General features: G+C 33.7%; 27 protein-coding genes. 10 read left to right on the forward strand and 17 right to left on the reverse strand.

What is annotated here, in order from left to right:
• Window positions 1-54: 54 nt before the first annotated feature.
• Window positions 55-1,701, reverse strand: coding sequence for a T9SS type A sorting domain-containing protein (locus EQG68_RS07190; RefSeq protein ID WP_129464123.1), 1,647 nt, complete (start codon window positions 1,699-1,701; stop codon window positions 55-57).
• Between the two features lie 879 nt (window positions 1,702-2,580).
• Here EQG68_RS07190 and EQG68_RS07195 point away from each other — a divergent pair.
• Together EQG68_RS07195 and EQG68_RS07200 are read left to right on the forward strand one after the other, a co-directional pair.
• A complete protein-coding gene (locus tag EQG68_RS07195) occupies window positions 2,581-4,500 on the forward strand; it encodes a DUF294 nucleotidyltransferase-like domain-containing protein (protein WP_129464125.1) in 1,920 nt (639 codons plus the stop codon).
• A gap of 3 nt (window positions 4,501-4,503) precedes the next feature.
• A complete protein-coding gene (locus tag EQG68_RS07200) occupies window positions 4,504-5,121 on the forward strand; it encodes a 3'-5' exonuclease (RefSeq protein ID WP_129464126.1) in 618 nt (205 codons plus the stop codon).
• Here EQG68_RS07200 and EQG68_RS07205 read toward each other — a convergent pair.
• Genes EQG68_RS07205 through EQG68_RS07250 form a run of 10 tightly spaced genes read right to left on the reverse strand, consistent with a single transcriptional unit; the run spans window position 5,114 to window position 12,756 of the window.
• Window positions 5,114-5,587, reverse strand: a complete 474-nt coding sequence (locus EQG68_RS07205; RefSeq protein ID WP_129464128.1) for a 4'-phosphopantetheinyl transferase family protein — start codon at window positions 5,585-5,587, stop codon at window positions 5,114-5,116. The two genes, EQG68_RS07200 and EQG68_RS07205, sit on opposite strands and share 8 nt — an antisense overlap.
• Complete coding sequence (locus EQG68_RS07210; RefSeq protein ID WP_129464129.1) at window positions 5,584-5,838, reverse strand: acyl carrier protein; 255 nt, start codon at window positions 5,836-5,838, stop codon at window positions 5,584-5,586. The genes EQG68_RS07205 and EQG68_RS07210 overlap by 4 nt, the downstream gene beginning before the upstream one ends.
• A gap of 27 nt (window positions 5,839-5,865) precedes the next feature.
• Window positions 5,866-7,140 carry a beta-ketoacyl-[acyl-carrier-protein] synthase family protein gene (locus EQG68_RS07215; protein WP_129464131.1) on the reverse strand — a complete coding sequence of 425 codons (1,275 nt, stop codon included), beginning with the start codon at window positions 7,138-7,140 and terminating at the stop codon, window positions 5,866-5,868.
• On the reverse strand, window positions 7,141-7,569 hold the full coding sequence (locus tag EQG68_RS07220) for a 3-hydroxyacyl-ACP dehydratase FabZ family protein (protein WP_129464133.1): 429 nt from the start codon (window positions 7,567-7,569) through the stop codon (window positions 7,141-7,143). It abuts the gene before it with no gap.
• Between the two features lie 12 nt (window positions 7,570-7,581).
• Window positions 7,582-8,361: an SDR family oxidoreductase gene (locus EQG68_RS07225; RefSeq protein ID WP_129464135.1), complete on the reverse strand. Its 780-nt coding sequence runs from the start codon at window positions 8,359-8,361 to the stop codon at window positions 7,582-7,584.
• Window positions 8,355-9,407, reverse strand: a complete 1,053-nt coding sequence (locus EQG68_RS07230; protein ID WP_129464136.1) for a type III polyketide synthase — start codon at window positions 9,405-9,407, stop codon at window positions 8,355-8,357. Before EQG68_RS07230 ends, EQG68_RS07225 begins: the two co-directional genes overlap by 7 nt.
• A 10-nt stretch (window positions 9,408-9,417) precedes the next feature.
• A complete protein-coding gene (locus tag EQG68_RS07235) occupies window positions 9,418-10,128 on the reverse strand; it encodes a methyltransferase domain-containing protein (protein ID WP_129464138.1) in 711 nt (236 codons plus the stop codon).
• Window positions 10,128-11,249, reverse strand: coding sequence for an NAD(P)/FAD-dependent oxidoreductase (locus EQG68_RS07240; RefSeq protein ID WP_129464139.1), 1,122 nt, complete (start codon window positions 11,247-11,249; stop codon window positions 10,128-10,130). Before EQG68_RS07240 ends, EQG68_RS07235 begins: the two co-directional genes overlap by 1 nt.
• Window positions 11,250-11,302: 53 nt before the next feature.
• Entirely contained in the window at window positions 11,303-11,845 is a 543-nt protein-coding gene (locus EQG68_RS07245; RefSeq protein WP_129464140.1) for a hypothetical protein, read from the reverse strand.
• Between the two features lie 2 nt (window positions 11,846-11,847).
• Window positions 11,848-12,756, reverse strand: coding sequence for a hypothetical protein (locus EQG68_RS07250; protein WP_129464142.1), 909 nt, complete (start codon window positions 12,754-12,756; stop codon window positions 11,848-11,850).
• A gap of 158 nt (window positions 12,757-12,914) precedes the next feature.
• Between EQG68_RS07250 and EQG68_RS07255 the strand changes: the two genes are divergently transcribed.
• Window positions 12,915-13,826, forward strand: a complete 912-nt coding sequence (locus tag EQG68_RS07255; RefSeq protein ID WP_129464143.1) for an SIMPL domain-containing protein — start codon at window positions 12,915-12,917, stop codon at window positions 13,824-13,826.
• Between the two features lie 16 nt (window positions 13,827-13,842).
• Here the strand turns inward: EQG68_RS07255 and EQG68_RS07260 are convergent, their stop codons facing one another.
• From EQG68_RS07260 to EQG68_RS07285, 6 genes are all read right to left on the reverse strand, one after another.
• The gene (locus tag EQG68_RS07260) at window positions 13,843-14,097 is read right to left on the reverse strand and encodes a hypothetical protein (protein WP_129464145.1); all 255 of its coding nucleotides are present in this window, start codon (window positions 14,095-14,097) and stop codon (window positions 13,843-13,845) included.
• Window positions 14,098-14,108: 11 nt separating this feature from the next.
• Complete coding sequence (locus tag EQG68_RS07265) at window positions 14,109-15,344, reverse strand: tetratricopeptide repeat protein (protein ID WP_129464146.1); 1,236 nt, start codon at window positions 15,342-15,344, stop codon at window positions 14,109-14,111.
• A 6-nt stretch (window positions 15,345-15,350) separates the two neighbouring features.
• Window positions 15,351-16,664: an ATP-binding protein gene (locus EQG68_RS07270; RefSeq protein ID WP_222845205.1), complete on the reverse strand. Its 1,314-nt coding sequence runs from the start codon at window positions 16,662-16,664 to the stop codon at window positions 15,351-15,353.
• A 133-nt stretch (window positions 16,665-16,797) separates the two neighbouring features.
• On the reverse strand, window positions 16,798-17,328 hold the full coding sequence (locus tag EQG68_RS07275) for a methylated-DNA--[protein]-cysteine S-methyltransferase (RefSeq protein WP_129464148.1): 531 nt from the start codon (window positions 17,326-17,328) through the stop codon (window positions 16,798-16,800).
• Between the two features lie 28 nt (window positions 17,329-17,356).
• Window positions 17,357-17,950 (reverse strand): matrixin family metalloprotease, encoded by a 594-nt coding sequence (locus EQG68_RS07280; RefSeq protein WP_129464149.1) that lies wholly within the window; start codon window positions 17,948-17,950, stop codon window positions 17,357-17,359.
• A 108-nt stretch (window positions 17,951-18,058) separates the two neighbouring features.
• Window positions 18,059-20,035 (reverse strand): alpha-ketoacid dehydrogenase subunit alpha/beta, encoded by a 1,977-nt coding sequence (locus tag EQG68_RS07285; protein WP_129464150.1) that lies wholly within the window; start codon window positions 20,033-20,035, stop codon window positions 18,059-18,061.
• Window positions 20,036-20,224: 189 nt separating this feature from the next.
• On the opposite strand from EQG68_RS07285, the gene EQG68_RS07290 reads away from it, so the two are divergent.
• The 7 genes from EQG68_RS07290 (at window position 20,225) to EQG68_RS07320 (ending at window position 25,710) form a co-directional block, all read left to right on the forward strand.
• Complete coding sequence (locus EQG68_RS07290) at window positions 20,225-21,175, forward strand: isopenicillin N synthase family dioxygenase (protein ID WP_129464151.1); 951 nt, start codon at window positions 20,225-20,227, stop codon at window positions 21,173-21,175.
• Between the two features lie 159 nt (window positions 21,176-21,334).
• Complete coding sequence (locus tag EQG68_RS07295) at window positions 21,335-21,670, forward strand: translation initiation factor (protein ID WP_129464152.1); 336 nt, start codon at window positions 21,335-21,337, stop codon at window positions 21,668-21,670.
• A 76-nt stretch (window positions 21,671-21,746) separates the two neighbouring features.
• Entirely contained in the window at window positions 21,747-22,613 is an 867-nt protein-coding gene (locus EQG68_RS07300) for a nucleoside phosphorylase (RefSeq protein ID WP_129464153.1), read from the forward strand.
• 92 nt (window positions 22,614-22,705) lie between these two features.
• Window positions 22,706-23,233, forward strand: a complete 528-nt coding sequence (locus EQG68_RS07305; protein ID WP_129464154.1) for a GNAT family N-acetyltransferase — start codon at window positions 22,706-22,708, stop codon at window positions 23,231-23,233.
• Window positions 23,234-23,257: 24 nt separating this feature from the next.
• The gene (locus EQG68_RS07310) at window positions 23,258-24,109 is read left to right on the forward strand and encodes a substrate-binding domain-containing protein (protein WP_129464155.1); all 852 of its coding nucleotides are present in this window, start codon (window positions 23,258-23,260) and stop codon (window positions 24,107-24,109) included.
• 21 nt (window positions 24,110-24,130) lie between these two features.
• Window positions 24,131-25,063: a transglutaminase domain-containing protein gene (locus EQG68_RS07315; RefSeq protein ID WP_129464156.1), complete on the forward strand. Its 933-nt coding sequence runs from the start codon at window positions 24,131-24,133 to the stop codon at window positions 25,061-25,063.
• Between the two features lie 77 nt (window positions 25,064-25,140).
• Window positions 25,141-25,710, forward strand: coding sequence for a DUF3575 domain-containing protein (locus EQG68_RS07320; RefSeq protein ID WP_129464157.1), 570 nt, complete (start codon window positions 25,141-25,143; stop codon window positions 25,708-25,710).
• The last annotated feature ends 7 nt before the right edge of the window (window positions 25,711-25,717 follow it).

Raw genomic sequence — 25,717 nt, forward strand, 5'->3', positions numbered from 1 at the left:
TGATGAAGTACATAGCTTTGTACTTCATCATCTTTAATCTATATTAAATTTGTTTTAGTGTCTCACAATAAATCTTCTGGAATCATTGGTTTCTCCATTTTCAAACTGAATAAAATATACTCCGTTTGTTAATGTTTGCGTATCAAAACTTACTTTGTTACCGTTTTTAGAAGATTGTAATTTCATTTGTTGACCCAATGAATTGTAAATTTCAAAATTATAGTCAGTAGCAGCATCCATTTCTACAATTAATTCATTATTGGCAGGAACAGGATGTAAAATTACTTTTAAGCGATTGTTATCAGCAATACCAAGTGTTTCGGTAATTTCAACTTTATGGTTCAAGCGGTTGTACCCGGTTGACGATTCCCAAACATTATTATTAGCAAAACGAATAGCATATTCAGGTCTGTTGGCCAATGATTCATAAGCATCAGGAAGATGTAAATACATGTCATAATTACCCGGTATAATGCCATCCGGTAAAGTCAAATTTTCAGAAATTGTTACTTCATCATGCCAAAGTCTGGGATCTGAATCCAAGAGTATCGAAAAAACGTCATCAGTTGCAAGATTTTTTAAAACAATATAAGCATATCGTTCGTTAAATGGAGCAGCATAACCAACATTTTCAATATTAATTGTAACAGATAATTGATTCTCCAATGATACGCTTTGCGGTAAAATCGAACTGGTTAATACAAAACGATACCCCAGATTTTTTTGAATGTCTTGATAACAATCACCGGTTTGCCAACCATTAATCACACTTGGATGATAATCTAAATTAAGATAAGACCAATGAAATTTAGCCATTTCAAATTGAGCAGTAGTACAATTAGTTCTGGATTCAAAAACGGCACAAGTTTCTCCACCCATAGGTAAAAATTGAGTTTCTTGATCCAAATAAGGATACTCTGTATTAACATTAGAATATGTTCCCACATCGGTATTACTAGACAAGAAACAATCGTTATGATGTCCTATCCTTGCTAAACTTGAATTTGTATAAGCTTGACTCGGTGGAAGGGGAGCAGTTGTATTATACATTTGCTGTTTCATTTTTGGATAACGAATTTGTACAGCTCGAGTATTTGGTAAAGCATTTAAAATCGCATCAGTAATATTTTTGCGGTGAGCATAATTGGTAGGTGTTAAGTTAGTTTCATTATAACCCCAACCGCCAAATTCAGCTTGGTCTGTATAATACCATTCGCCCCAAGCTCCGATGAATCCGGCTTGCATCACGGCAATCACATCGGCATTAGCGATCAAAATTGGTTTTATTTGATTTATATGTTCTAACATTCTGGTTTTTGTAGCGTCTAAAACTACATCATCTCCATAATCATCTGAATATGCAAAACGAATAACGCTTTTTAAACCGGCATTACGAATTCGGTTAAAATCCGTTTGCATGTTGTTCAAATAAGATTGGGGAATAGCAGAATTAACAAAATCATTCAAATAAAAATAACGAAATACTAATGTAATATTCTGATTTGTACGATAATTGGTTAAAGAGGATTGGTTTAAAAGATTATAACCACTTGTAGATGAAGATTGAGTATCACTATACTTATAAAATCCACGTTCAGGATTTGGAAAGTTTGCACTTGATTCAGTATACGTTACTGTAGTTGTCTGTGCACCTCCGTAAATAAACAGAAGAGCACCTAGAAAGGTAAATACTTTTCTCATAGTAGTAGGTTAGTTTTGTGCTAAATTTGGGTTAGCGGATTAAACGATTTTAGTTTTACTAGCATAATACGATGTTGTGGCTCATTGTATTATGGATTCAAATATAGATTAAATGTATTTTTTTACCGATGAAATACGTTAAAAAAATGCACTAAAAATCGATGAAATACATTTTATTGAATTAAATGTAAGAATACGCCTTATTATTAACAGTTTTTTATGTAAGTTTTGATTCACATTTTTAATCAATTCACCAGAAATATGAGCTTCTAGTTATCAATGTTTTAGGAAAATGATTACGATGTTATTTTAATTTCTACCTTATTTTGATCTGTATTTTTTTTTGTGATCAAATCATGAATCTTTTTTCTACAATGATTTGTAATTTTTATTTAATTATTTAAGTCATTTTTTACTTTTAAAGTTTTATTTTAGAGTCACATTTTTTAGGATTATTTTACCTTAAATGAAATCATAATTATTTTACTAATTAGAACTATAATTTATATTATGTAAAATAGTATTTTTGTGAAATAGCACTAATACCCTCTATTACAAACATATAAAAATATAAATAATACAGCAGATCATGTTAAAGCAATCCCAATACCATTTATATACATTAATATAACCTATCGTTTTTTAATCCAAAAAAGATACAGAAAATGTTTTGAAAAATTTCTGAATAATAAAACTTTCAACAAATAAATCAATGGAAATATCAAAATTTTAAAAACGAAATTATGCGGTATGTAAACATTACATCTAAATAAAAACCAATAAGTAAAAATAATATTAAAAATACAACTTGTAAAAGTTAATCAACGTTTGAATCCAGTCATATAAATTATGTAACTTTATGGTCTTAATACTATTGGTATGAAAAACTCAATTGCTGAACGAATAGCAGATTTTTTGAAGAATTTCCCGCCTTTTTTCAGTCTTATATATACTGAATTAGTTGCTATCTCAAATGAAATTCAGGTGATTCATGTTGAAAAAAATCATGTATTATTTAAAATTGGAGACAAAACTCACCCATTTTTTTATATCGTAAAAGAAGGTGCAATCGGACTTTCCGTTACTTCCGATGCCGAAGAAACATTAATAGATAAATGTGATGAAGGTGATATCCTTGGACTCCGTCCCTTTTTTGCCAAAGACAATTATTTAATGACTGCCAAAGCCCGTGAAGAAAGCCTTTTGTACGCAATTCCAATCGAAGTATTCAAACCGTATGTTAGTCAAAATGCAGAAGTATTAAATTTTTTATTAGAGAGTTTTGCTTCTAACACTCGAAACCCTTACGATAAAGAAAACAAAGGGAAATTAATTTCTGAAAATGTAATTTATACCGAACAAAGTTCAGAAATACAATATTTTCAACCTATTTCTTATACAAAAACACCAATTACAGCATCCGGAAAAGATATTGTGAAATTTGTGGCTCAAACCATGTCGCAAAGCAAAATTGGTAGCGTAATTATTCAAGAGAATAATCTTCCGGTTGGAATTGTGACTGACAAAGATTTACGTTCAAAAATAGCCACTGGCCTCTTTCCTATTGATATTCCCGTCAATCAAATTATGTCGGCTCCTGTAATAACTGTTCCCGAAAACATTTCGATTGCAGAAACGCAAATGATGATGCTTAAGCACAATGTCGGCCACCTTTGCGTCACAGTTGATGGAACGAATAAATCCAAAATCATGGGAATTATTTCTGAACACGATGTAGTCGTTGCTCAAGCCAACAATCCCGGTGTTCTCCTCAAACAGACTAAACGAGCCACGCGTTCCAAGGAATTAAAAGCGGTTCGCGAAAAACTAAACGATCTGATTCAAAATTCATTAGATAAGAATATTCCAATTCAACATATTTCATCTCTTGTGGGCGAAATCAATATTGCCATAACCAAAAGAGCTGTAGAATTAGCTATAGAAAAAATGGAGAAAGAACCCCCTACTCGATTTGCTTGGATGAATATTGGCAGTCAAGGACGAAAAGAACAATTGTTGATGACTGACCAAGATAATGCGTTAGTTTTTGAAGATGTAGAAGAACAACATTATGATGATGTGAAAAAATATTTCCTCGAATTAGCTGAAAAAGTAACCAAAACACTCCATAAAGTAGGTTATGAATTTTGTCCGGCAGAAATGATGGCAAACAATCCAATGTGGTGCAAATCAGTTACCGACTGGAACAAACAATACAACTCCTGGATCAATAAACCCGGTGAAAAAGGAATTTTAATGTGCTCTATTTTCTTTGATTATGATTTTATTGTGGGTGATGCAAGTTTGGTTGATTTAATTTCTGAAAACATTTTTGCCAATGTACATAATAACCAACTATTTTATGCTTATTTGGGAACAGATGCTTTGAAAAACCCACCCCCACTAGGTTTTTTTAGGCAATTTTTGGTGGAAGAGGATGGAGAACACAAAGATACTTTTGATATAAAAAGTCGGGCACTAATGCCACTGATTGATGCAGCACGTCTATTAGTTTTGAGTCAAGCTATTAAAGGAATCAACAACACCTATCAACGGTATAAAAAACTGGCCGAACTAGAGCCACAAAACGCCGATTTATTTGAAAGTTGTGCGGAAGCTTTTTCTACCCTTACTCTCTTTCGAACGGAAGAAGGTCTAGCCAATAATAACAATGGTAGGTATTTGAATTTAAATGAGTTATCAAAATCAGATAAAGTAAAACTTAAAAATGCTTTTCAACCTATTCGAGCTATTCAAGATGCCATAAAAAATCGTTTTCAACTCACTTATTTCACATAATTTATGGTATTCGATTGGTTTAAAAAAGTAAGCAAAGATTATCCGAAATTTTGGGAAAACTATCTTGAAAATTTCGAGCAAGAACCCAGTGAGTTACAACCAAAACGATATGTGGTTTTTGATTGTGAAACTACCGGATTAGATCATCGTAAAGATGTAATTTTATCTATTGGAGCAGTTGCTGTTTTAGATAATGCATTGATTGTGAACGATTCACTGGAGCTTTTTTTAAAACAAGACCTCTATAAAACAGAAACTGCATCTATTCACGGAATTTTAAAAGAAGGTAAAGAAGAAAAAATTGTAGAAGCCGAAGCAATTATTCGATTTTTGGAATTTATAAAAAACGCAACCTTAATTGGTCATAATGTGAATTTTGATATTGAAATGATTAACCAAGCCCTTAAACGGTTAAATGTCGGGAAACTCAAAAATGATAGCATGGATACCGATGCAATGTATCAAAAATTTAAAGGGTTACAAGAAGATCAACATTCTACGCTTGATGAATTGTGTAAAATTTTAAAAGTTGAAAAAAGCGACCGTCACACCGCTTCCGGTGATGCTTATATAACTGCGTTGGTATTTTTGAAGTTAAAAAAACGATTGGATATTAAATAAGTCTAACCACTTTTTCATATCTTCCATGGTGACTTTTTGATAGATTGACTATCCTATTTTCTTCTATCAAATAAGGAATTTCATTTCTTTTGTAAAGTGAAGTTACATTTGATAGTTCAACAACACGATTAAACGCTTGATTTTGAAGAGCTATTGAATGAATGAAATTTTCATCAATTGTTGTTTTGGTATAGAACAGCTGTTCTTCAAAAACGATTATTCCACTTTTATAATCACTGTTTTCAATTCGCAAAGGATAAAATCCTCGCAAACCATTTTGTTGCCGGATGATTTTATAAACGGCCTCCTTCCTACTCCACAATACCCAAACCATCAGTGTTGGATTTTCAGCCGAATAAATAAGGTTTTTTTCTTTTGTAGTAAATACTTTGTCAAGGAAACCTTTTCGTCGCCAATTGCTTTCCGCTTTTGCTAAAGCTAAATCCACTAAGTCATTCCCTATCATTTTTCGGCTAATTTTGTTTCGATGATGTCTAAAGCTGCTTGAACATTCAACATTCTTTCCATAGACGCATTGTCGATCACGATATTAAATGCTTCTTCAATATCTAAAATAACATCAACTAAATTGGCGGAATTAATTTTCAAATCATTGATAAAATCTGTTTCTTCATTCAAATTTTCAAAAGCTTCCTGATTTTTTACGTAGGGTTTTACTATATTTTTCAGTTGGAGAATGGTTTCTTCTTTATTCATCTTCTTTTTTTTACGAAGATACACAACTTAGCGAAATTTTTTAAAAACTACACAAGCATTTACATCGCCAAAACCAAAACTGGCTTTTACCGCAATATTGATTTCTTTTTGAATAAGTTGTTGCGGAATTTTTTCTCTTTCAACCATATTTTCAACCTCAGGATGCAAGTCTTCACAATTAATGGAAGGAAAAATAAATCCGTGATGAACTTGTAAAATCGTCGCCACACTTTCAATACTTCCGGAAGCTGAAAGACAGTGACCAATCATCGATTTTAACGAATTGATATAAGGAAAATGAGCTTTTGAAATACGTAAAGCTTTACTCCAATTAAAAATCTCTAAACTATCTTTATTTGTGGCAGTTAAATGTCCATTAATTGTGTCGATTTGATTGGGATTTATGTTTGAATATTTCAAAGCATCCTCAATACATTTTTGCACGGCAATGGAATTAGGAGCCGTCATTGTTCCTTCTCCACGTTGTCCACCGGAGTTGCTGTTTCCTCCTAAAACTTCTGCATAAATGGTAGCGTTTCTAGCCAAAGCCGACTCTAAATCTTCCAAAACTATTGCTCCTGCTCCACTTCCGGGTACAAATCCGGAAGCACTGGCACTCATCGGTCTAGAACCATTTTCCGGTGATTCATTGTGCTTGAACGTACAAACCCGCATTGCATCAAATCCACCCCAAATATAAGGACCACTGTCGGAGGTACTACCCACTAACATTCGTTTGGCTTGTCCGGAAACAATTCGGTCGTAGCCCATCAAAATGCTTTCAGTTCCTGTTGCACAAGCGGATGAATTGGTTGTCACCTGATTTCCTAAACCTAATTTTGCCGCCAAATAAGCACTTACACCACTATTCATCGTTTGGGCAACTGCAGTACTTCCCAGTCTTCTGGTTTGAAAAGCATCAATTTTATAGATACTTTCTCTGAATTTTTCGATTCCTGATGTTCCGGAACCGAAAATTGTTCCGCTATCCCAATCGGGATTTTCGTTATTTTCAATGGTTAAACCGGCCTCTTTCCAAGCTTCCAATCCGGCTATAACTCCGTATAAAATTCCGGATGCGTTGAAGTTTTTTAATTCTAATGCTGTAAAATAGTCTTTTTTCAGTTCTTCCGAAATTTGAGGTGTTCCTGAAATTTGACAGGAAAATTGTAATCGTTCAAGTTCTGCATCGTGTTTAATCCCCGAAATTCCGTTTTTGATGGCGTATAAAAAGTTGCTCACTCCCACACCATTGGGAGCAACTACACCTAATCCGGTTATGACGACACGTTTTTTTTGCACTTATATAATAATTATTCCTGATAAAGTTCCATTACAAACTTCTTCATTTTTGCTATTCAACATTTTAACGTTACATTTTAATTTTCCAAAACGGAAATAGACTTTTTCTGAAATCACCGTAACTTTTTCGTTGGGATAAACCGGTTTTAAAAAATCTACTTCGGAAGACGAAAAGGCGATTTGCGATACATCTTCGTTTAACGTTAAATAAATTCCCAAACTAACCAATCCAATTTGAGCCATGGTTTCAATTAAAATCACTCCCGGCGTAATAGGATTATCTTTAAAATGACCTTTATAAAATTCTAACTTTTCATTAAAAGTAAATGTTCCTTTTACTCCATTTTCATCAACGTAAAACAATTCATCTACAAAAAGAAATGGTTTTTGATAAGGAAGTTTACTTAAAATTAAATTGGTTTCATTCATTTCAAATTTATTTTAAAGACTTTCACCTCCATCTACTTTTATAATCGTTCCATTAATCCATTTGGCTTCTTCTTTACATAGTAAATAAACCACATTGGCAACGTCTTCCGGTTCTGTGAGTCGTTTAAATGGATTGCGTTTGATGGCAATTTCTTTAATTTTTTCACTATTCGGAATCAGTTGAAGTGATTTTGTATTCGTCACACCCGCTTGAATACAATTGCTTTTAATACCAACAGGAGCAAATTCAAAAGCAATTTGTCTTGAAATGGCTTCCAATGTTGCTTTGGCCGCACTCACGGCTCCATAATTTGGGATAGGTTTCAAACTTCCTTCGCTGGTAAAAGAAATGATTCTGGCATCTTGATGAAACATTTCGGCATCAAAAATCGCCTTTGTCCAATCATACAACGAAATTGCCATTGCATTGATGGTTAACAAAAAATCATCAGTTGTTAATGAATTTTCAGTAGTCATACTTTTTAAACTTCCTTTTGCAATACTGTTAATCAGGCATTTAACTTTTTCAGAACCGATTTCAGACTTTATTTTTCGGATGATTTCTTGCCGTTTTTCAGGTTGTAAAGCATCGATATTAAAACTCAAAAAGGAAATTCCGATTGATTTGATAGATTCAAATTCTCGTTCAATTCCGGGTAATTCCACTCGAGTATTTCGGTGAATGATGCAAATATTCATCCCGCTTTCGGCTAATTTTTTTGCTGATGCCAATCCTAATCCGGAACTACCTCCGAGGATGATTGCCCAAGTATGTTGAAATTCGTTTACCATTCTACTAAAATTCGTTGTGCTGTAAATCCGGGACCAAAACTCAACATCATTCCTTTTTGACCTGAGGTTGGTTTTTGTTGTATAATTCTTTCCAAAACAAATAAAACGGTGGCACTTGACATGTTTCCGAACAGGCGAAGCACTTCCTTGGTGTCGTTGATATTTTTTCCTAAATCTAAAAATAAATCTTCGACTAAATGTACAATTTTTTTCCCACCCGGATGAAAAATTAAATAATCTATATCAGCAATTGTCAAATTATTTTTTTCTAAAAATGGATGAATTATAGTTGGGAAATGTTCGCCAATTGTTTCAGGAACTTCAATATCCAAAACCATTTTTAAACCTTTATTCGTCAAATCAAAACCCATCATGTGTTCTTTGTCATAAAAATGATACATGGCTTCGTCAACTAGCTTAGGACCTTTATCTTCGGGATAGGAAGACAATAAAGCACACGCTGCTCCATCACCAAAAATTGCTGCACTGACAATGTTTGCCATGGAAAAATCATCTAATTGAAAGGTTGCTGTTGGACTTTCAACGGTAATCACAGCTGCTCTTTTGTTGGGATTGGCTTTGAGGAAATTTTTGGCATAAATTAATCCGGAAACACCTCCTACACAGCCCATTTCGGTTACCGGAAGACGGACAATATCTTGTTTTAATTGAAGTCGATTAATAAGATAAGCATCTAAAGAAGGAATCATAATACCTGTACAACTCACGGTGATAATATAATCAATGCATTGCGGACTCCAATTGGCTTGATGTAATGCTTTTTGCAGCACTTGTTCGCCTAAAACAATCATTTCTCGAGAATAAATGGCATTTCTTTCTTCAAAGGATTGGAGCGAAAAAACTTCTTCCGGATGCATGATCGAATAACGTTTGTCTACTTGAGCACCTTCAAAAATCTTTCTTGCTTTTCGAATAAAACGATCTTCTTGAGCTTGCAACCAACTATCCAAAAAAGGAATAATTTCTGAAGTTTGTCGCGAATATTTCGGTACTTGAGTTGAAACAGTAATTAGTTTTACAGCCATTTTATTTTATTTATTTCCATATAATCCATTGGTATCGAAACGCCCATTTCCATTGGATTATTTGTTTTGAAGCGTTAATTTTTTTTGAAAAGTCGATTATTTCATCTTTTTTAAACCCTTTTAAAATAGAAAGTAAACCATCTTTTTTAGGCATCTCTCTTAATTGAAAGATAAAACAAATTAATTGAAATAAGTGATAGGCAATAGCAATTCTGTGCAGATCATTTATAACCAATCCGAGTTTACTTTTTGCTAAATAATCTTGTAAAATTAGATTAATTTCGTTATTATTAAAGTGATGTAATGTTAAGGTAAACAATGTAATATCATAAATTACTTGATTTTTTTGTTTATGTAAAATATTTTCTTGAATATACTTAATATTTGAATATTCATACGATAATTTTATGGCCTCTTTAATTGTAAAAGCGTTGGCATCAATTCCAATTAAATTTAAATTATAGCCATTTGATAGTCCGAATTTTGCAATTTCACGCAACATGTCGCCGTTACCGCAACCTACATCACAAATGGAAATTGGTTGAGATTTATCGACTGACTTCAGTAGTTCTTTAACTCCGTTAAGTGTTAATTTGTTTCCGCCTAATTTCTGATTAATGGTAGCAATGGTTTGTAACGCAGAGGATAATTCACTTCCTTCCATAGAAAAATCATCCATTAATTCTTCTTCACTGTTGCGAAATTTGGTGTTTACTAGCATTATTGAATTGGCTTTCCGTGTGTTTTTTGAATTAGGAAAGATAGTAATTTTGGAAAAATGATAAGCCATTTCATCATCACATTACTCAGAATAGGATTGAGTAAAAATTTAGAGAGCATTTTTCCCGTTTGAAGGCGTGATTTAAAATTGAAATTCCACTGTTTTTCATACTGTTTCTCTAAATCTTTTCGATTGATTTTTCCATTTAAAAAATCAATTGTGCATTTGCTGGCTATTTTAGCACTGTGAATGGCCATCGCCATTCCGTTTCCGCATAACGGATGAATTAATCCGGCGGTGTCGCCTAGCATCAAAATATGGTTTTCAACTTGTTTTTTAGTTTCAAACGAAATTTGACTAATGGTTAAAGGTTTTTCAAAAAGCAGTTCTGAATTGTCAAAAACAGCTTTGAGTTTGGGGTTTTTATTTAAAACATTTGATTGAAAATTAGAAATGTCTTTTTCTTTTTTAAATGATTCATATTTAGCCAGGTAACAAATATTGATGATGTCATTTTCCACTTTTGAAACTCCACAATAGCCACCCTCGAAATTATGAAGTTCTACGAAATCATTGGGAAAATTGCCTTTGTAATGAGCTTTTACAGCTAACCAAGGAGATTTTTTTTGAATAAAATTCCGTTGCAGTTTGACATCTAAATTAGACCGCTTTCCAAAAGCTCCAAAAACCACTTTGGCTTGGAAAATTTCATTATTTTCGGTTTGAATAGTAAAGAAATTATCTGAAAAATCAATTTCATTCACTTGCTGATGAATGATTTGACAACCGGACTCTATGGCTTTTTCGTAAAGATAATTATCTAATTTAAAACGACTTATACCGAATCCGCCCAACGGAAGATAGGCAGAAATCGATTTCCCGCTATTGATTGAAATAGATGTTTTGTTAATGTGTGTTGGCTGTAAAAATTCAATATTTAAACCTAATTCTTTAAGATAAGGAAGAACTTCATTCGATATGAATTCGCCACAGACTTTGTGTTTCGGATAGGTGTTTTTTTCAAATAGAACAACCGATTTTCCGGCTTTGCACAAATGAATCGCTGCGGTTAATCCGGCGAGACCGCCACCGATGATTGCTATTTGGGGATTTGGGTTCATTTGGCTAATTTAGTCAAATTCAAAGTCTGTTTAAACAAGAATTTTCTAAATTATCATTTCATCTCTCCCAAATAAACACTCCAAACCTCTTTTTGGTTTTCGCCAAATGATTTTAAATTTTCAGAAAAAAAAACCTTCTGTTTGATTTCTACGATAGTGATTTGCTTATTTCGTTCTATTTCTAAATAATAATGATTTATCCAATAATCATTGAAAAATTGAACTTTTTCCTTCTTTTTTTTGGTTTTAAACTGAATATTTTTTTCATTTTCAAGGAGTTTTAAAAATTCAGCGAGTGAAATTTTTTCTTTTTCTGATGATAGAAAATTTATTATCGATGCATTATAGTTTTCCTTGTAAAGAGAAAAAATAGCCGTTATGATTTCTTCTTTTAAATCGTTTGAAATAGTTGGATTTGTTAGCAATTGAGCATATTCATAAAAATCATTTACTTTAGAAAAAGAACTTTCTTGATAGGCTTGCAATGTTTCAGCAGAAAAGTTTGCTTTCATACTTTTCTTTGAAAAACCGGCATTTTGTGCAAATCCAAAAAAGGAAAAAAAAAGTAATCCGAAAAGTAAATAATTGATTTTCATATTTATTCCTGTTTAATTCGAATGAATTGAATTTGATCTTCTGAATTATTTTTAATTTCTAAAATCCTCATTTTTTTGATGGTTGATGTTGGAATTATTAATTTTTCTGAAAACTCTTTTTTGTTATAATATTCAGCTCCTAAATTGTTGGGTAGCATCACGAGAACCTCCAAATCATCGGCTAGAATTTTCTGTAATTGTACTTTTCGAGTTTGCCAATCTTTGATGTCTGATTGCATAAATGCTTTAAGTATTAAGGCATAATCGTCAGGTTGCATCAAAAGAATTTGGTTTTCTGTATTTGATTTTGCCACTTCAACTTCCATTTTTTTGTAAAACGGACTTTCTACTCTGATTTTGGTCTCCTGTGAAACAGATTCTAAGGTAGCTTTTCCGTCTTCTACTTTTAAAGGAACTTTTTTATCGTCATCAATTTGATAAACTTTCACATCTTCATCAGCAATTTTTTCTTGCGTAAATTCATCTTGAATTTCAATGGTTTTTGAATCTGTTGCCGTTTTATTCATCCACATGAAAATGAAAAGAACAATCATCAACCCTACTCCTATTAACCAAAAATAATTGCTTTTCTTTTTAGTGGTTTGAACAAATGTATTTTCATTTTTATGTTTAAAAACGAACTCATCCCAACCTGAAAATCCACAAAACTGACTCAAAATATCCAACATATCTTTTCGTGGTAATTTCTCGTTGGTTTCCGGTTTTAAATGCGTGTAAATCCATTTTTCACTAATGCGTTGATTCTGCTTATCTTCAATTAAATCTATTAAATTTTGAATGTCTTGCGAACTGAATTGTTTCCAATTTCCTTGAAAATAAGGATAATGCTTTTGATAGTTCAATAGCATTTCGTTTTTCAATAATTGAAATAATTGTGATTCGTTCATCATAAAATTGAATTCGAAAATAAAAATACGCTTTTAATTCGATACTGTAAAACTACTGTAAATGTTTAGAAAACCAATTACAATCAGTTGAAAGTGGTTTTGCTAATCTAATTTGAGAACGGCAAACTACTATTGCATTATAAACTTTTAAATCAAAAAAAATGAAAACAATTTTCGTATTACTTGGTATTTTTTCTTTATCAATTAGCAGTGCTCAGCACGGTGCAAATGAACTGTATCGAAGTGGTGAAAAATACAATTCTACTGTTTATCAACTGAATAATGGTGAACATCAGCGAGTTTCACAAACCAAAAACGAAGCGGTTTATCGGATTAAAATTTTAAATAATGTAAAAACAGATGCATACATCGTCACTTTTGGTTTAAATCAAGAAGCAAAATCGGTGAAGGAATGCAATGCAAAAATTAATCAACGAATTCAGGGTTTTAAATCAGCTGCCAAAAATTTGGGCATCAAAGAAGATGAAATGTACGTGGATTTTATTACTCAAAATAAAATTTACGATTACGTATCAGAAACTCAAGGTTCACAAGTAAAAGTGAATCAGGTGGATGCCGGTTTTGAAATAAAAAAGAATGTGATTCTTCGGTTTTCCAATCAAGTTTCTTTTGATGATTTAGTTGAGAAAGCGTCCGATTTTGAAATTCATAACATTATTAAAGTTGATTATGTAAACCTGAACGCCGATAAAATCTACGAACAAATGTTTGAGGAGGCTCATAAATTACTTCAAATTAGAAAAAATCAAATGAGCAAACATATTGAGGAAGGTTCCGAAGATGAACCAACGATACAAATAAGCTTTGTAGCCTTGTCGCCTACCTCGCAATACAAAACTTTTCAAGCATTTGAAACATCTGAGCTTAGTTATTCCAACAATTCACGTTACAGCGATAAACACGTGATTAGACAAGAAGAGCGAAAAAGTAAAACATTCTATTATGATGGTTTGAATCCGCAAGGTTTTGATAAAATCATAAATGCAAACACACCCGTGGTTGGAATGCAATATGTGATGGAAATCACAATGACATATCGGAAAAAGCAATAGTTAAAAAAACTCTCCTTTAATTGGGAGAGTTTTCTCTTTTGTTTAATTCTTCTTTGATGCTTTTTATTTGATTAGAAAATACAATAACTAGAGGCAAAAATGCTACGGGTAAAAAAGTTAAAACCGGACTTTTCATTTTTAGCATAAAAAATATGCCGCTAATGAGCATAATTGCCATAGCAACCAAAATAACTATTGATGAAATTTTTAGTATTTTAGATTTTGTTTTAAGTTCATCGACAGTAAGTTTGGATAAATCTTGTTGTTTCATGATTATTTTTTTTAATTTTTGATAGTAAAATAATTACTTAACCATTGAAAAGCAATGAAAGCAACCAAATAAATAATTGAAAATGAATTAAAAAGTTCATTGGTCATAAATACAGAAAAGAGAGCAATACAACCAACAAGTAGCATACCTATTCCATAGGAAAGAAAAAACGAAGTTGGTTTATCAAATAGTCTACTCAAAGGAATCATCAATGTAAAACCAAAAACTGATAAAGCAGCACCAAAGTTTACATTGAACAGCATGGTAACTAATCCTATCATTAATACTATGATACTTATTCCAACCAAATTAGAGCTTTTTATTTCATCCGTTGTGAGTAAGTGTTTGCCAAATTTATTAAGTCTAAAAAGTAAATTACTCAACGGTTGCATAATCCAAGTTGAAAATGCAAAAATCGCTAACAAAATGATAACGGGTGTCAAATACGGTTGAAGTGCTTCGTTGGATTCAGAAACACTTCGTAAAACTCTAGAAATCAAATAGAATCCAATGATGAATATCCATTGATTTTTCGAGGTTAAATTACTCATCCAAAAAGAATATTTTAAAAACCATTTGTATACTAAGTACTTTGATTTCAACGCTTCTGCCATTCCGGCTTGAGTAAATTCCGAATTTGGATCATTTTTTAATGCTTCTTTAAAATGAACTAGAGCCTTATCTGTCTCTCCTTTTTCTAATAATCCCCACCCAAAATTAGCATGTGTATAGGAATTGTTAGGGTCTTCATTCAGTGCTCCTTCGATCGTTGAAAAAGAATCTTCTTTTCTGTTTAATTTTAAAAGAGCGGTACTTCTAACGTTTAAAGCTAAAATATGAGAACCATCTATTTCCAATGCTTCATTTGCGGCATTTAATGCATCTTCAAATTGCTTGCTGTGATTTAGAGTTAATCCTAAAAGTGCATGATTATTTGGATCATAAGGATCTAAAGACAACGCTTCTTTAGAAGCCTCTAAGGCTAATTTAATTTTATTTTGATTTAATAAAATTCTTGCTTTTGTGTAATATAAAACATCATAATCCGGAACGATACCAATGGCATTATTAATGATCATTAAGGCATCATCATACTCTTCGTTTTGGATTTTTATTTCCGCCAATAAATTTAAGCCGGCAATATTATCAGGTTCTATCATTAAAACCTCCCGAATGCTTTTTTCTGCTTCCTTATATCTTTGTTGTTCAAAAAGAAGTGAAGCTCTTTCCATCAGTTGTTCCGTCATTTTGAACTATTTTTTTATTTTTAAAAAGGCTAAAATAGGATCATACAATCCAGATTCGTTGGAATATAAAGCAAAATTTTTCGCCGTTTGAAACCATTCTTTTGTACTCGGACGATGCTTTTTAGAAGCATCAATTAAATTTGAAGTAGAAATTGGTTCTGGAATTCCTGTCTTAAATGCCGTTTGTAATTTTTCTTCTATAGCAATATCAATAACCGCTTCAATATCTGCCCCTGAAAAATCTTGTAGTGATTTAATTATTTTTTGAAAGTCAATTTTATCGGTTGGCTTGTCTTTCAATTTAATCTCTAAAATGGAAGCTTTTGCTACATCATCCGGTGGCGGAACAAAGATGATTCTGTCAAAACGACCGGGTCGTCTAAAAGCATTATCCAAATGCCATGGTGCATTGGTTGCTCCTAAAATTAGAACGCCGTCATTATTAGTATCTACCCCATCTAATTCTTGCAAAAACTGATTTATTAAAACTTTATTACTTGAATGCTTCATGTCGCTCCTACTTGCTCCTAACGCATCAATTTCATCAAAAAATAATACACAAGGCTTGTTCTTTCTGGCATATTCAAAGACTTCATGAAGGTTTTTTTCACTGTTACCTACCCACATATCTAAAATATCATTCAAACCAACCGAAATAAAATTTGAATTGATTTGACCTGCAGTGGCTTTGGCAATAAACGTTTTGCCACATCCAGGAGGACCATATAGTAAAATCCCACCTCCTGCTTTTTTACCGTACGCTTTATAAAGATCAGGAAAATTAAGAGGATGAATAATTTTTAATTCAATTTCTTTTTTTACTTCATACATGCCTCCTACATGTTCAAAATTGACTTTTGGTTTTGTGGTAAAAAATGATTTTCCCTCTTCAAAATCTTCCGATTCAATAATGTTTAAATTTTCATTTGAAATTTTCAACACAGCATCTAGTTCTTCATCTTTAAATGAAGGAGTAATGCTGAGTATTTTTTGATAATAAACAATAGCCTCTGAAATCGAATTTTCTTTAACTAGTACTTTTGTGTAAAGCAGTAATGCCTCAACATTTAAATGATCATTTTTTAAAATATCATCTAAAATCACAATGCTTTTGGAAAATTCGTTGTTATTAAAATAGATTTTTGAAAGTCCAATTTTAGCTTCAATATTTGTTGAATCAATATTAATTATTTCTTTGAATTGTTCTTTAGCTTCATCGAATCGATAGAGTCTAAATAATGAATTTGCCAACAACATTTTTAATGGAATATTAGTTGGGGAAAATTGTAAAGCTTCTTTTAAATTAGCAATATTGTCCATATACATCTTTTTTGCTAATTTAATAATCTTTTTTTTAAAGATTAAGATGTTTATAAAAAAAAGCAAGAATAAAAGCGGTTTAAATTGATACAAATAAATATACAATTACCCATCCTTAATTTCCTCTAGTATTTTAGAATTCAATTACGTAGTTATAGCTCTGTTCCAACGTTAATAATTTACGCTTGACCGTTAATCCACCCGCATACCCCACCAATTCCTGATTACTTCCAATTATGCGATGACAAGGAATGATAATTGAAATCGCATTGGCACCATTGGCAGAGGCAACCGCCCGAATGGCTTTGGGATTGTTTAATTGTTTAGCTAAACCAAGATAGGTTTGCGTTTTGCCATACTCAATTTGTTGTAAAGCTTTCCAAACCGATTGTTGAAAATCGGTTCCCACCAAAAGTAGCGGTAAATCAAAATGCGTTAACTTTTGATCAAAATAAGCTTCTAACTGCCGAACTGTTTCTTGAAGCAAAGGTGTTGATTGTGATTCAAAAGTGGCTTGTAAGCCATTTAAAAGGCGTTTATCCACTTCTTTACGCATTTTGCGGTATTGCCAGTCACACAAACACAATTGGTCGTTATAATCGCCTAAAATAAACTCGCCAACCGGAGATGAATAATGATGAAGGAAAATTGTACCGATTTGCATGAAGGTGTTCTTGAAACCATAAAAGTACTTATTTCAATTGATATTGACAATTTTTACACAACGCAAGTTGAGCGTTATCGATGGTGGCAACACTTTCCACGGCATCTGTCATCACACATTTTTTATCCGAGCAATGGGGCAAGCCTAAGTTGTGACCAAACTCATGCACCGCCACTTTTTTCAATCTGGAAAAATGAACTGCTTTGTTTTGATGCTGAATACGAAAGGTTGAAACGACACAACTATTTCCCGGACAATAGGCCAAACCCATAATGCCCCAATCTTGGTATTTGTTTGCAGGTTCTTTTATTTTACCGTTTTCTTTTTTGGTTGTGGAAATATCTTTTTCGGTTAAACCAATGAGGTAATCCAACGAATCAGGAAGGCCTTTCTTTTGAAGTTGAATAATTTTATCCGCTCTGTAACGTGGTGATTTTACATTCGTAAAAGTTGAAATATCATGCGATATATTAGGTAAAATAACGGTTTGAACGTTGTAAAATTTTTGAATAATTTTTGAAATGGTATCTGTTTTGGCTTTTGGAAAATCTGCATACGGCAAAATGCCAATCTTTGTTTCTGAAGCAGTTTTTTCGCTACAACTCCAAAAGAAAACAAACATGAAAACCAAGCAAATCAGTCTCGTTTTTTTACAATTTAAAATAATAATACTCCCTAAATCAGAAAACCGTCATCAGACAACAGAAAACCGTCATCAGACAACCGACAACTAATACGCCACCAGTTCCAACAATTCTTTTTCAAATCGTTCTTTCGGTAAATACTGTTCTTCCAAAGCTTTCACAAAAGGAATAGGCGATTCTAAACTGCCTACTCTACGCACCGGACCATCCAAATATTCAAAACAATTTTCCATAATCATAGCTGAAATATCACTGGCAATCCCTCCAAAAATAGTATCCTCTTGCAAAATGATACATTTGTTTGTTTTTTTAACCGATTTGTAAATTGCTTCTGTGTCTAAGGGTTGTAACGTACGTAAATCCAATACATCAGCACTGATTTCCGGGTGCTTGGATAAAGTCTCCAAAGCCCAATGTACACCGGCACCAAAAGAAATAATGGTCACTTTTGTCCCTTCTTTCAACAACGCTGCTTTCCCAAACGGAATCGTGTAGTAATCGGTAGGTACATCTTGATAAATACTTCTATATAGTTGTTTATGCTCAAAATACATCACCGGATTCGGGTCGTTAATAGCCGTATTTAATAATCCCTTTGCATCATAGGGAAACGCAGGATAAACCACTTTTAAACCGGGTGTTTTGGTAAACCACGCTTCATTGGTTTGCGAATGAAAAGGTCCGGCTTGAGTGCCTCCACCACAGGGCATACGCACCACTACATCGGCTTTTTCATTCCAACGGTAATGTTGCTTGGCCAATAAATTGACAATGGGATTAAAACCGGTGGAAACAAAGTCGGCAAACTGCATTTCTACAATCGCTTTGTGTCCGTTAATCGATAATCCCATACCGGCAGAAACCACTGCACTTTCACAAATCGGTGTATTGCGGACGCGTTCTTTACCAAATAAATTCACAAAGCCATCGGTTACTTTAAAAGCCCCACCGTATTCCGCAATGTCTTGTCCCATAATCACCAAATTCGGGTGGCGTTCCATAGATTGTTTTAAACTTTGGGTAATCGCATCTATCACTCGAATATTTTCAGTTGTATTAGAATGTGTAAATTCTTCAAAATCATATGGTTTGTACACATCATTTAACTCTTCACTTAAATCAGCTACAAAATCCGGTTCCTCAAAAACGAGACGAATGTGTTCATCCATTTCTTGCTTGTAGGCCATTTTTATGGCTTCATCATAGTCATTAGTGAGTAAGCCAATTTCTTTTAAATATTCTTTGTAATTATCAATCGGATCTTTTTTTGCCCACTCGTCCATTAAATCCTGTGGCACATATTTTGTTCCACTCGCCTCTTCATGCCCACGCATTCTAAAGGTTAAAAATTCCAATAAAACAGGTCTTGGATTTTCTCGTAAAGAAGCTACTAATTCCGAAACTTTTGTGAATACTTCTAAGATATTATTACCATCAATAATATGACTTTCCATACCGTACCCAATACCTTTGTCGGCTAAGTGCGTACAGCGATATTGTTCATTGGTAGGCGTAGAAAGACCGTACCCGTTATTTTCTATCACAAACAAAACCGGTAATTCCCATACGGCAGCAATGTTTAACGCTTCGTGAAAATCACCTTCACTGGTAGCTCCTTCACCGGTAAAAACAGCCGTAACTTTACCGTTCTTTTTGAGTTTATTGGCTAAAGCAATCCCATCTGCCACACCTAATTGCGGACCCAAATGCGAAATCATCCCGATGATTTTATATTCTTGTGTCCCAAAATGAAACGAACGGTCACGTCCTTTGGTAAAGCCACTTTTCTTCCCTTGCCATTGAGCAAATAAACGTTTCAACGGTATATCACGAGTAGTAAAAACACCTAAGTTACGGTGCATCGGAAGTATGTACTCATCTTTCTCCAATGCAGATGTAATTCCAACAGAAATCGCCTCTTGTCCAATACCCGAAAACCATTTGGAAATCTTACCCTGACGAAGCAAAATGAGCATTTTTTCTTCAATCAAACGGGGTTTTAACAAGCGAATATATAAATCAAGTAAAGTAGTGTCAGAGAGATTTTTTCTGTCGAAAAGCATAGTATTGGTGGTTTAAAAACGCTCCCAAAAGTACAAAAAATAACAATTTCAACTTCTTTTGTGATACTTTTTTATAAAACGTTTTCAGGAGTGTTGATAACTTTCAATTTTGCAATCTAAAATATTTATATACATTTGTATTTACAAGCATTCAACTCACTTTGAGTTATTAACAAACAATAATTTACTATGCAAAAAATTCCTAGTGTTGACTTGCGTGATTTCCTATCGGATGACCCGGTACGCAAACAAAAATTTGTAAATGAAATCGGAAAAGCTTATTCAGATATAGGGTTTGTAGCCCTCAAAGGTCATTTTTTAGATGATCGTTTAGTGGAAGATTTGTACGCTGAAGTACGTAACTTTTTTAATCTTCCTTTAGAGACAAAAGCCAAGTATGAAATCCCGGGAATTGGTGGTCAACGAGGCTATGTTTCTTTTGGAAAAGAACATGCCAAAGGTCGTTCAGCCGGTGATTTAAAAGAGTTTTGGCATTTTGGACAGTATGTAAGTGAAGGTTCAAAATACGTCGGAGAATACCCTGATAATGTAGAAGTTACTGAATTGCCAAAGTTCAATGAAGTAGGTAAAGAAGCCTACCAAATGTTGGAAAAAACAGGTGTTTATGTGTTGAGAGCGTTAGCGTTGTATTTAGGTTTGGATGAGTTTTACTTTGACAAATACATCAAAGACGGTAACAGTATTTTACGTCCGATTCATTATCCACCCATTACAGATGAACCAAAAGATGCCGTTCGGGCCGCAGCTCATGGCGACATCAACTTGATTACGTTATTAATGGGTGCTCAAGGTAAAGGATTACAAGTGCAAAACCACAATGGTGATTGGATTGATGCGATGGCCGAACCGGATGAATTGATGATTAATGTAGGTGATATGTTATCTCGTCATACCAACAACAAATTAAAATCGACCATTCATCAAGTGGTCAATCCGCCTAGAGAATTATGGGGAACTTCGCGTTATTCCATTCCGTTCTTCATGCATCCGGTGAGCGATATGCGTTTGGATGTTTTGGAAGATTGCATTGATGAAAATAATCCAAAACGATACGATGACATTTCAGCCGGAGAGTTCTTGCATGAACGTTTGGTTGATTTGGGATTGATTAAGAAATAATTAATAGTAACTCATATAAGAAAGACATTGAGTTTTGGCTTGATGTCTTTTTTGATTTGTGAAGGTTCTGAGGTACTTAGTAGCTAAGGCACTAAGGTTTAATAGTGGATAATCAAAAACCTCAATACCTCAGAACCTTAGAAACTTAGAACCTGTAGAATGAATGACTTAAGCGAACAACTAAAAAAACTCTTCCCCGACCATCAACCCTCCAACGAACCGGAACCAGTTGATGACTCGCCGCATGAATTATACGTTCAAAAAGAACCGATGATTTGTCAATACGAAAAACGAAAAGGCAAACCAACCACCATTATTTCAGGCTATGAAGGAACGGATGAGGATTTCAAAATCTTAGCCAAAGAAATAAAAAGTAAATTTGCTGTTGGTGGCAGTTTCAAAGACGGAGAAATCATCATTCAAGGTGATTACCGTGATAAAATAATGCAATTTTTAAAAGATAAAGGATTTAAAACCAAACGTGTAGGAGGATGATTTTTTGTTTCAAGTTTAAAGTTATATTAAATTTACCTTAGAACCTTAGTCCCTCAGCACCTTAGCACCTCAAAAAATGATACCATCATCCGAATTAATACTCAACCCCGACGGCAGTGTTTACCACATCAACCTATTGCCGGAACAAATTGCACACGATATTATTTTTGTGGGGGATCAAAATCGTGTAGAAAAAATCACCAAACATTTTGATTCCATTGAATTTTCCACCCAAAAAAGAGAATTCAAAACGCAAACCGGAATGTACAAAGGCAAACGCATCACGGTCATGTCCACTGGAATAGGTCCTGACAACATTGATATTGTGATGAATGAATTGGATGCCTTAGTGAACATCGATTTAAAAACCAGAACCATTAAAGACAAATTAACATCGTTAAACATTGTTCGCATTGGAACTTCCGGTTCGTTGCAAGCTGATATTCCGGTAGATAGTTTTGTGATGAGTGCTTACGGATTAGGATTAGACAACATGCTTCGCTCCTATTTGATTGATTCCATTTCCGAAAAAAATATTGAAGAAGCCTTCATTAAACAAACGGATTGGGATTTACGAAAAGGGCGTCCGTATGTGATTAAAGGAAGTAACTCACTACTTAAAAAATTTGAAAGCAACGAGATTAAGAAAGGTTTCACCGGAACAGCAGGTGGATTTTATGGCCCACAAGGACGTGTTTTACGTTTGAATATTCAAGATGCAGACCTAAATTCAAAAATGGATTCTTTTAAATACAACGGTATTCAAATGACCAATTTAGAAATGGAAACCGGAGCCATTTATGGTTTAGGAAAATTATTAGGACACGAATGTTTATCGTTGAATGCGATTATTGCCAATCGAGTCACCGGAACATTTAGTGAAGATCCATATAAAGCAGTGGATGCGTTGATTGAATATTCGTTGGATAAATTGGCGGAGTAATGTGACAATGAGTCTATTTGTAAATGTGTCAATTATTACATAAACAAATATTTCAGAATTTTGTTAATTATTTCAATTAGTTTTAAAAAAATATGAATTTAATCCTCGAAACCAATCGCCTACTCCTTCGACCTCTTGAACTTAGCGATGCCGAAGCCATGTTTGAAATGGATAATAATCCTAACGTACATCGCTATTTGTGGCAAAGTCCTACTCAGGAAATTAGCGAAACCCTCAAGATTATTGAAATGGTGCAAAAACAATATGTGGACAATAAAATTGGGCGTTTTGCCACCATTTTGAAAGAAACCGGTGAATTCATTGGTTGGACAGGCATTAAATTTGTGAATGACCATGTAGAAAACGGCAATACTAATTTCTACGATTATGGTTATCGCTTAAATGAAAAATTTTGGAAAAAAGGCTATGCCACTGAAGCCTCTATTGCATGGCTGGATTATGGTTTTAATCAAATGAACATCCAATCTATGCACGCTTACACACATGCTCAAAACGGAGCTTCTAACCATGTTTTACAAAAAGTGGGGTTTCAATTTATGGAAGATTATCTGGATAAAGATGGCGTGATTTGGAAGTGGTGGCAACTTATAAACTCTTAAACTTTTAACCTTTTAAACCAAAAAATGAAAACCATCAAAATCGCAGGCGTATCCGAACATTTCAACTTACCTTGGCATTTGTGTCTTGAAAACGGTGAATTTGAAGAAGCCGGTATTGATTTACAATGGACCGACGTTCCCGAAGGAACTGGAAAAATGTGCCAAATGCTTCGTAATGGCGAAACCGATATTGCGGTGATTCTTTCCGAAGGAATTGTGAAAGACATTACGGCCGGAAATCCTTCTAAAATTGTTCAAATTTATGTGGAAAGCCCTTTAATTTGGGGAATACATATGGATGCTAAATCCAAGTATCAAACGCTTTCAGACTTAGAAAACACTAAAGTAGCCATTAGCCGAATGGGGTCCGGTTCGCATTTAATGGCTATTGTCAATGCTCAAAATGAAGGTTGGAACACTACTAATTTGCAGTTTGAAATTGTCAACACGATTGATGGTGCGGTGGAAGCTTTATCGAATGGAAAAGCCGATTATTTCATGTGGGAAAAGTTCATGACCAAACCTTTGGTTGATAACGGCACTTTTCGGAGAGTTGCAGACTGCCCTACTCCATGGCCATGTTTTGTGATTGCGGTTCGAAATGAAATGCTTGAAAAATATCCACAAACCATCACATTGATTTTAGAGATCATCAATGCCACAACTGCTGAATTTAAAGATATTCCCAGTATCAATCGCACCTTAGCTGAGCGATACAACCAAAAAACAGAGGATATCAACCAATGGTTATCCCAAACCAAATGGTCGCAAAAAAATATCACTTCGGAAACGTTAAACAAAATTCAAAATCAGTTATTTGAGCTAAGTCTTATCGATAAAAAAAGTACTTTTGCAGAAATCGTGCATTGCTTTTAGTATTTTGCCGTTTCTATGTAAATGAATCTATTCGGAACACTTAAGTACCAAGAATTAAAAACGAAATTTCAAGTTAAAAGACCTTGGGATGATGTGATTATTTTTGTCTTAAACGTACTGATTGCCATTCCAATTTTTATCATCATTCATCAAAATTTAAAAGATCCGGATTGGTTTTTTAATATTGATAGAATTCTAATCGGGATTATTCTTTTAATTTTGATTCAACTCATCTTACGACTCATTCGAACCATCTTAATTCTGGGTATTGTCACCTATTTGATTATTTTAATTTATGGTACCGTTTTCAGCGGATATGGATTTGAATCTGTTTTTCAGGATTATGGTTATATGATTTATTCGATGACAGAAAATCCGAATCCGCAAGACATTGTTATTTCAAAACTACTGCCATTTCCAAACAAAAATCAGATTGTCAACGCCATAGAATATAATCACCCAAAAGTAAGAAATTTTGCTTTGACTGCAACTACTTTACATTTTAAAGATATAAAAGGTCAACACGAACATCGAAAAATGATACAGTGTTTTGCAGTATTTAAAGAAATCCGAAACCGTTGGAACTATGTAAACGACCCCAAAGGACAGGAATATATTGCTCATGCTACAGAAAGTTTAATTCATTTTTCGGGTGATTGCGATGATCATGCAATTTTGATGGCCGCCTGTATCCGTGCGGTTGGTGGTACACCACGACTCATTCACACGGGAGGTCATATTTATCCCGAAATGTTAGTGGGACAAAAAAGTGAATTAGAAGCAGCAGTATATCTCATCAAAGAAGTACTGTTCATTACCGAAAGTAAAAACAAAGAAATTCACTACCACATTGATGAGCGGGGTCAAATTTGGCTCAATTTAGATTACACGGCTCGTTATCCCGGTGGGCCGTTTATGTCGGAAGAAATTTTAGGTGCTTTAACGCTCAACTAAATGTTTTAAGAGATTTTGGTTATTTTTTTTCTTTCCTACCAAGCTTTTCATATATTTACATCATTAAACCCCAAAAAATGAAAAAATATATTTTTATCTTTTTAGTTTTCACACAGGTTTCATTTGCACAGGAAAATAATACGTTTAACTTGGGTAAAAATGAAATAAAGTTTGATGTTGTTTCTATCGTTGCTTTAGGAAAAATTCATGTGAGTTATGAACGTTTTCTCGGTGATGATTTTTCAATTGGAATCAGTGGTAATTTTAACCAAAGCAAGTCTAGAGAAGAAGATTTTGAGAGAGGCAAAAACAGAACGCTAGAAGAATATCAAATCATTCCATTTGTTCGTTATTCCTTATCTAAAAGTCAGATTCGCTATTATTTTGTAGAAGTTTTTGTTTCTGCCAATCAAGGTAAGTACCGCGAATTAGAACGATTATTAGATCAAAATAACAACGGTTATTATGAAGCTGTTCAAAAAGATTACTCCGATTATGCCATTGGAGCTGCTGTTGGACACAAATTTTACATTAAAGAAAAATTAGGTATAGACATTTTTGTAGGAATGGGAAAAAACTTGTTCAGCAATGGTGAAAGTCCAGATATCATTCCACGGGTTGGTGTTAATATTGGGTATCGATTTTAATAAATTT

This window comes from Flavobacterium piscinae (assembly GCF_004122145.1).
Lineage (GTDB): Bacteria > Bacteroidota > Bacteroidia > Flavobacteriales > Flavobacteriaceae > Flavobacterium > Flavobacterium piscinae.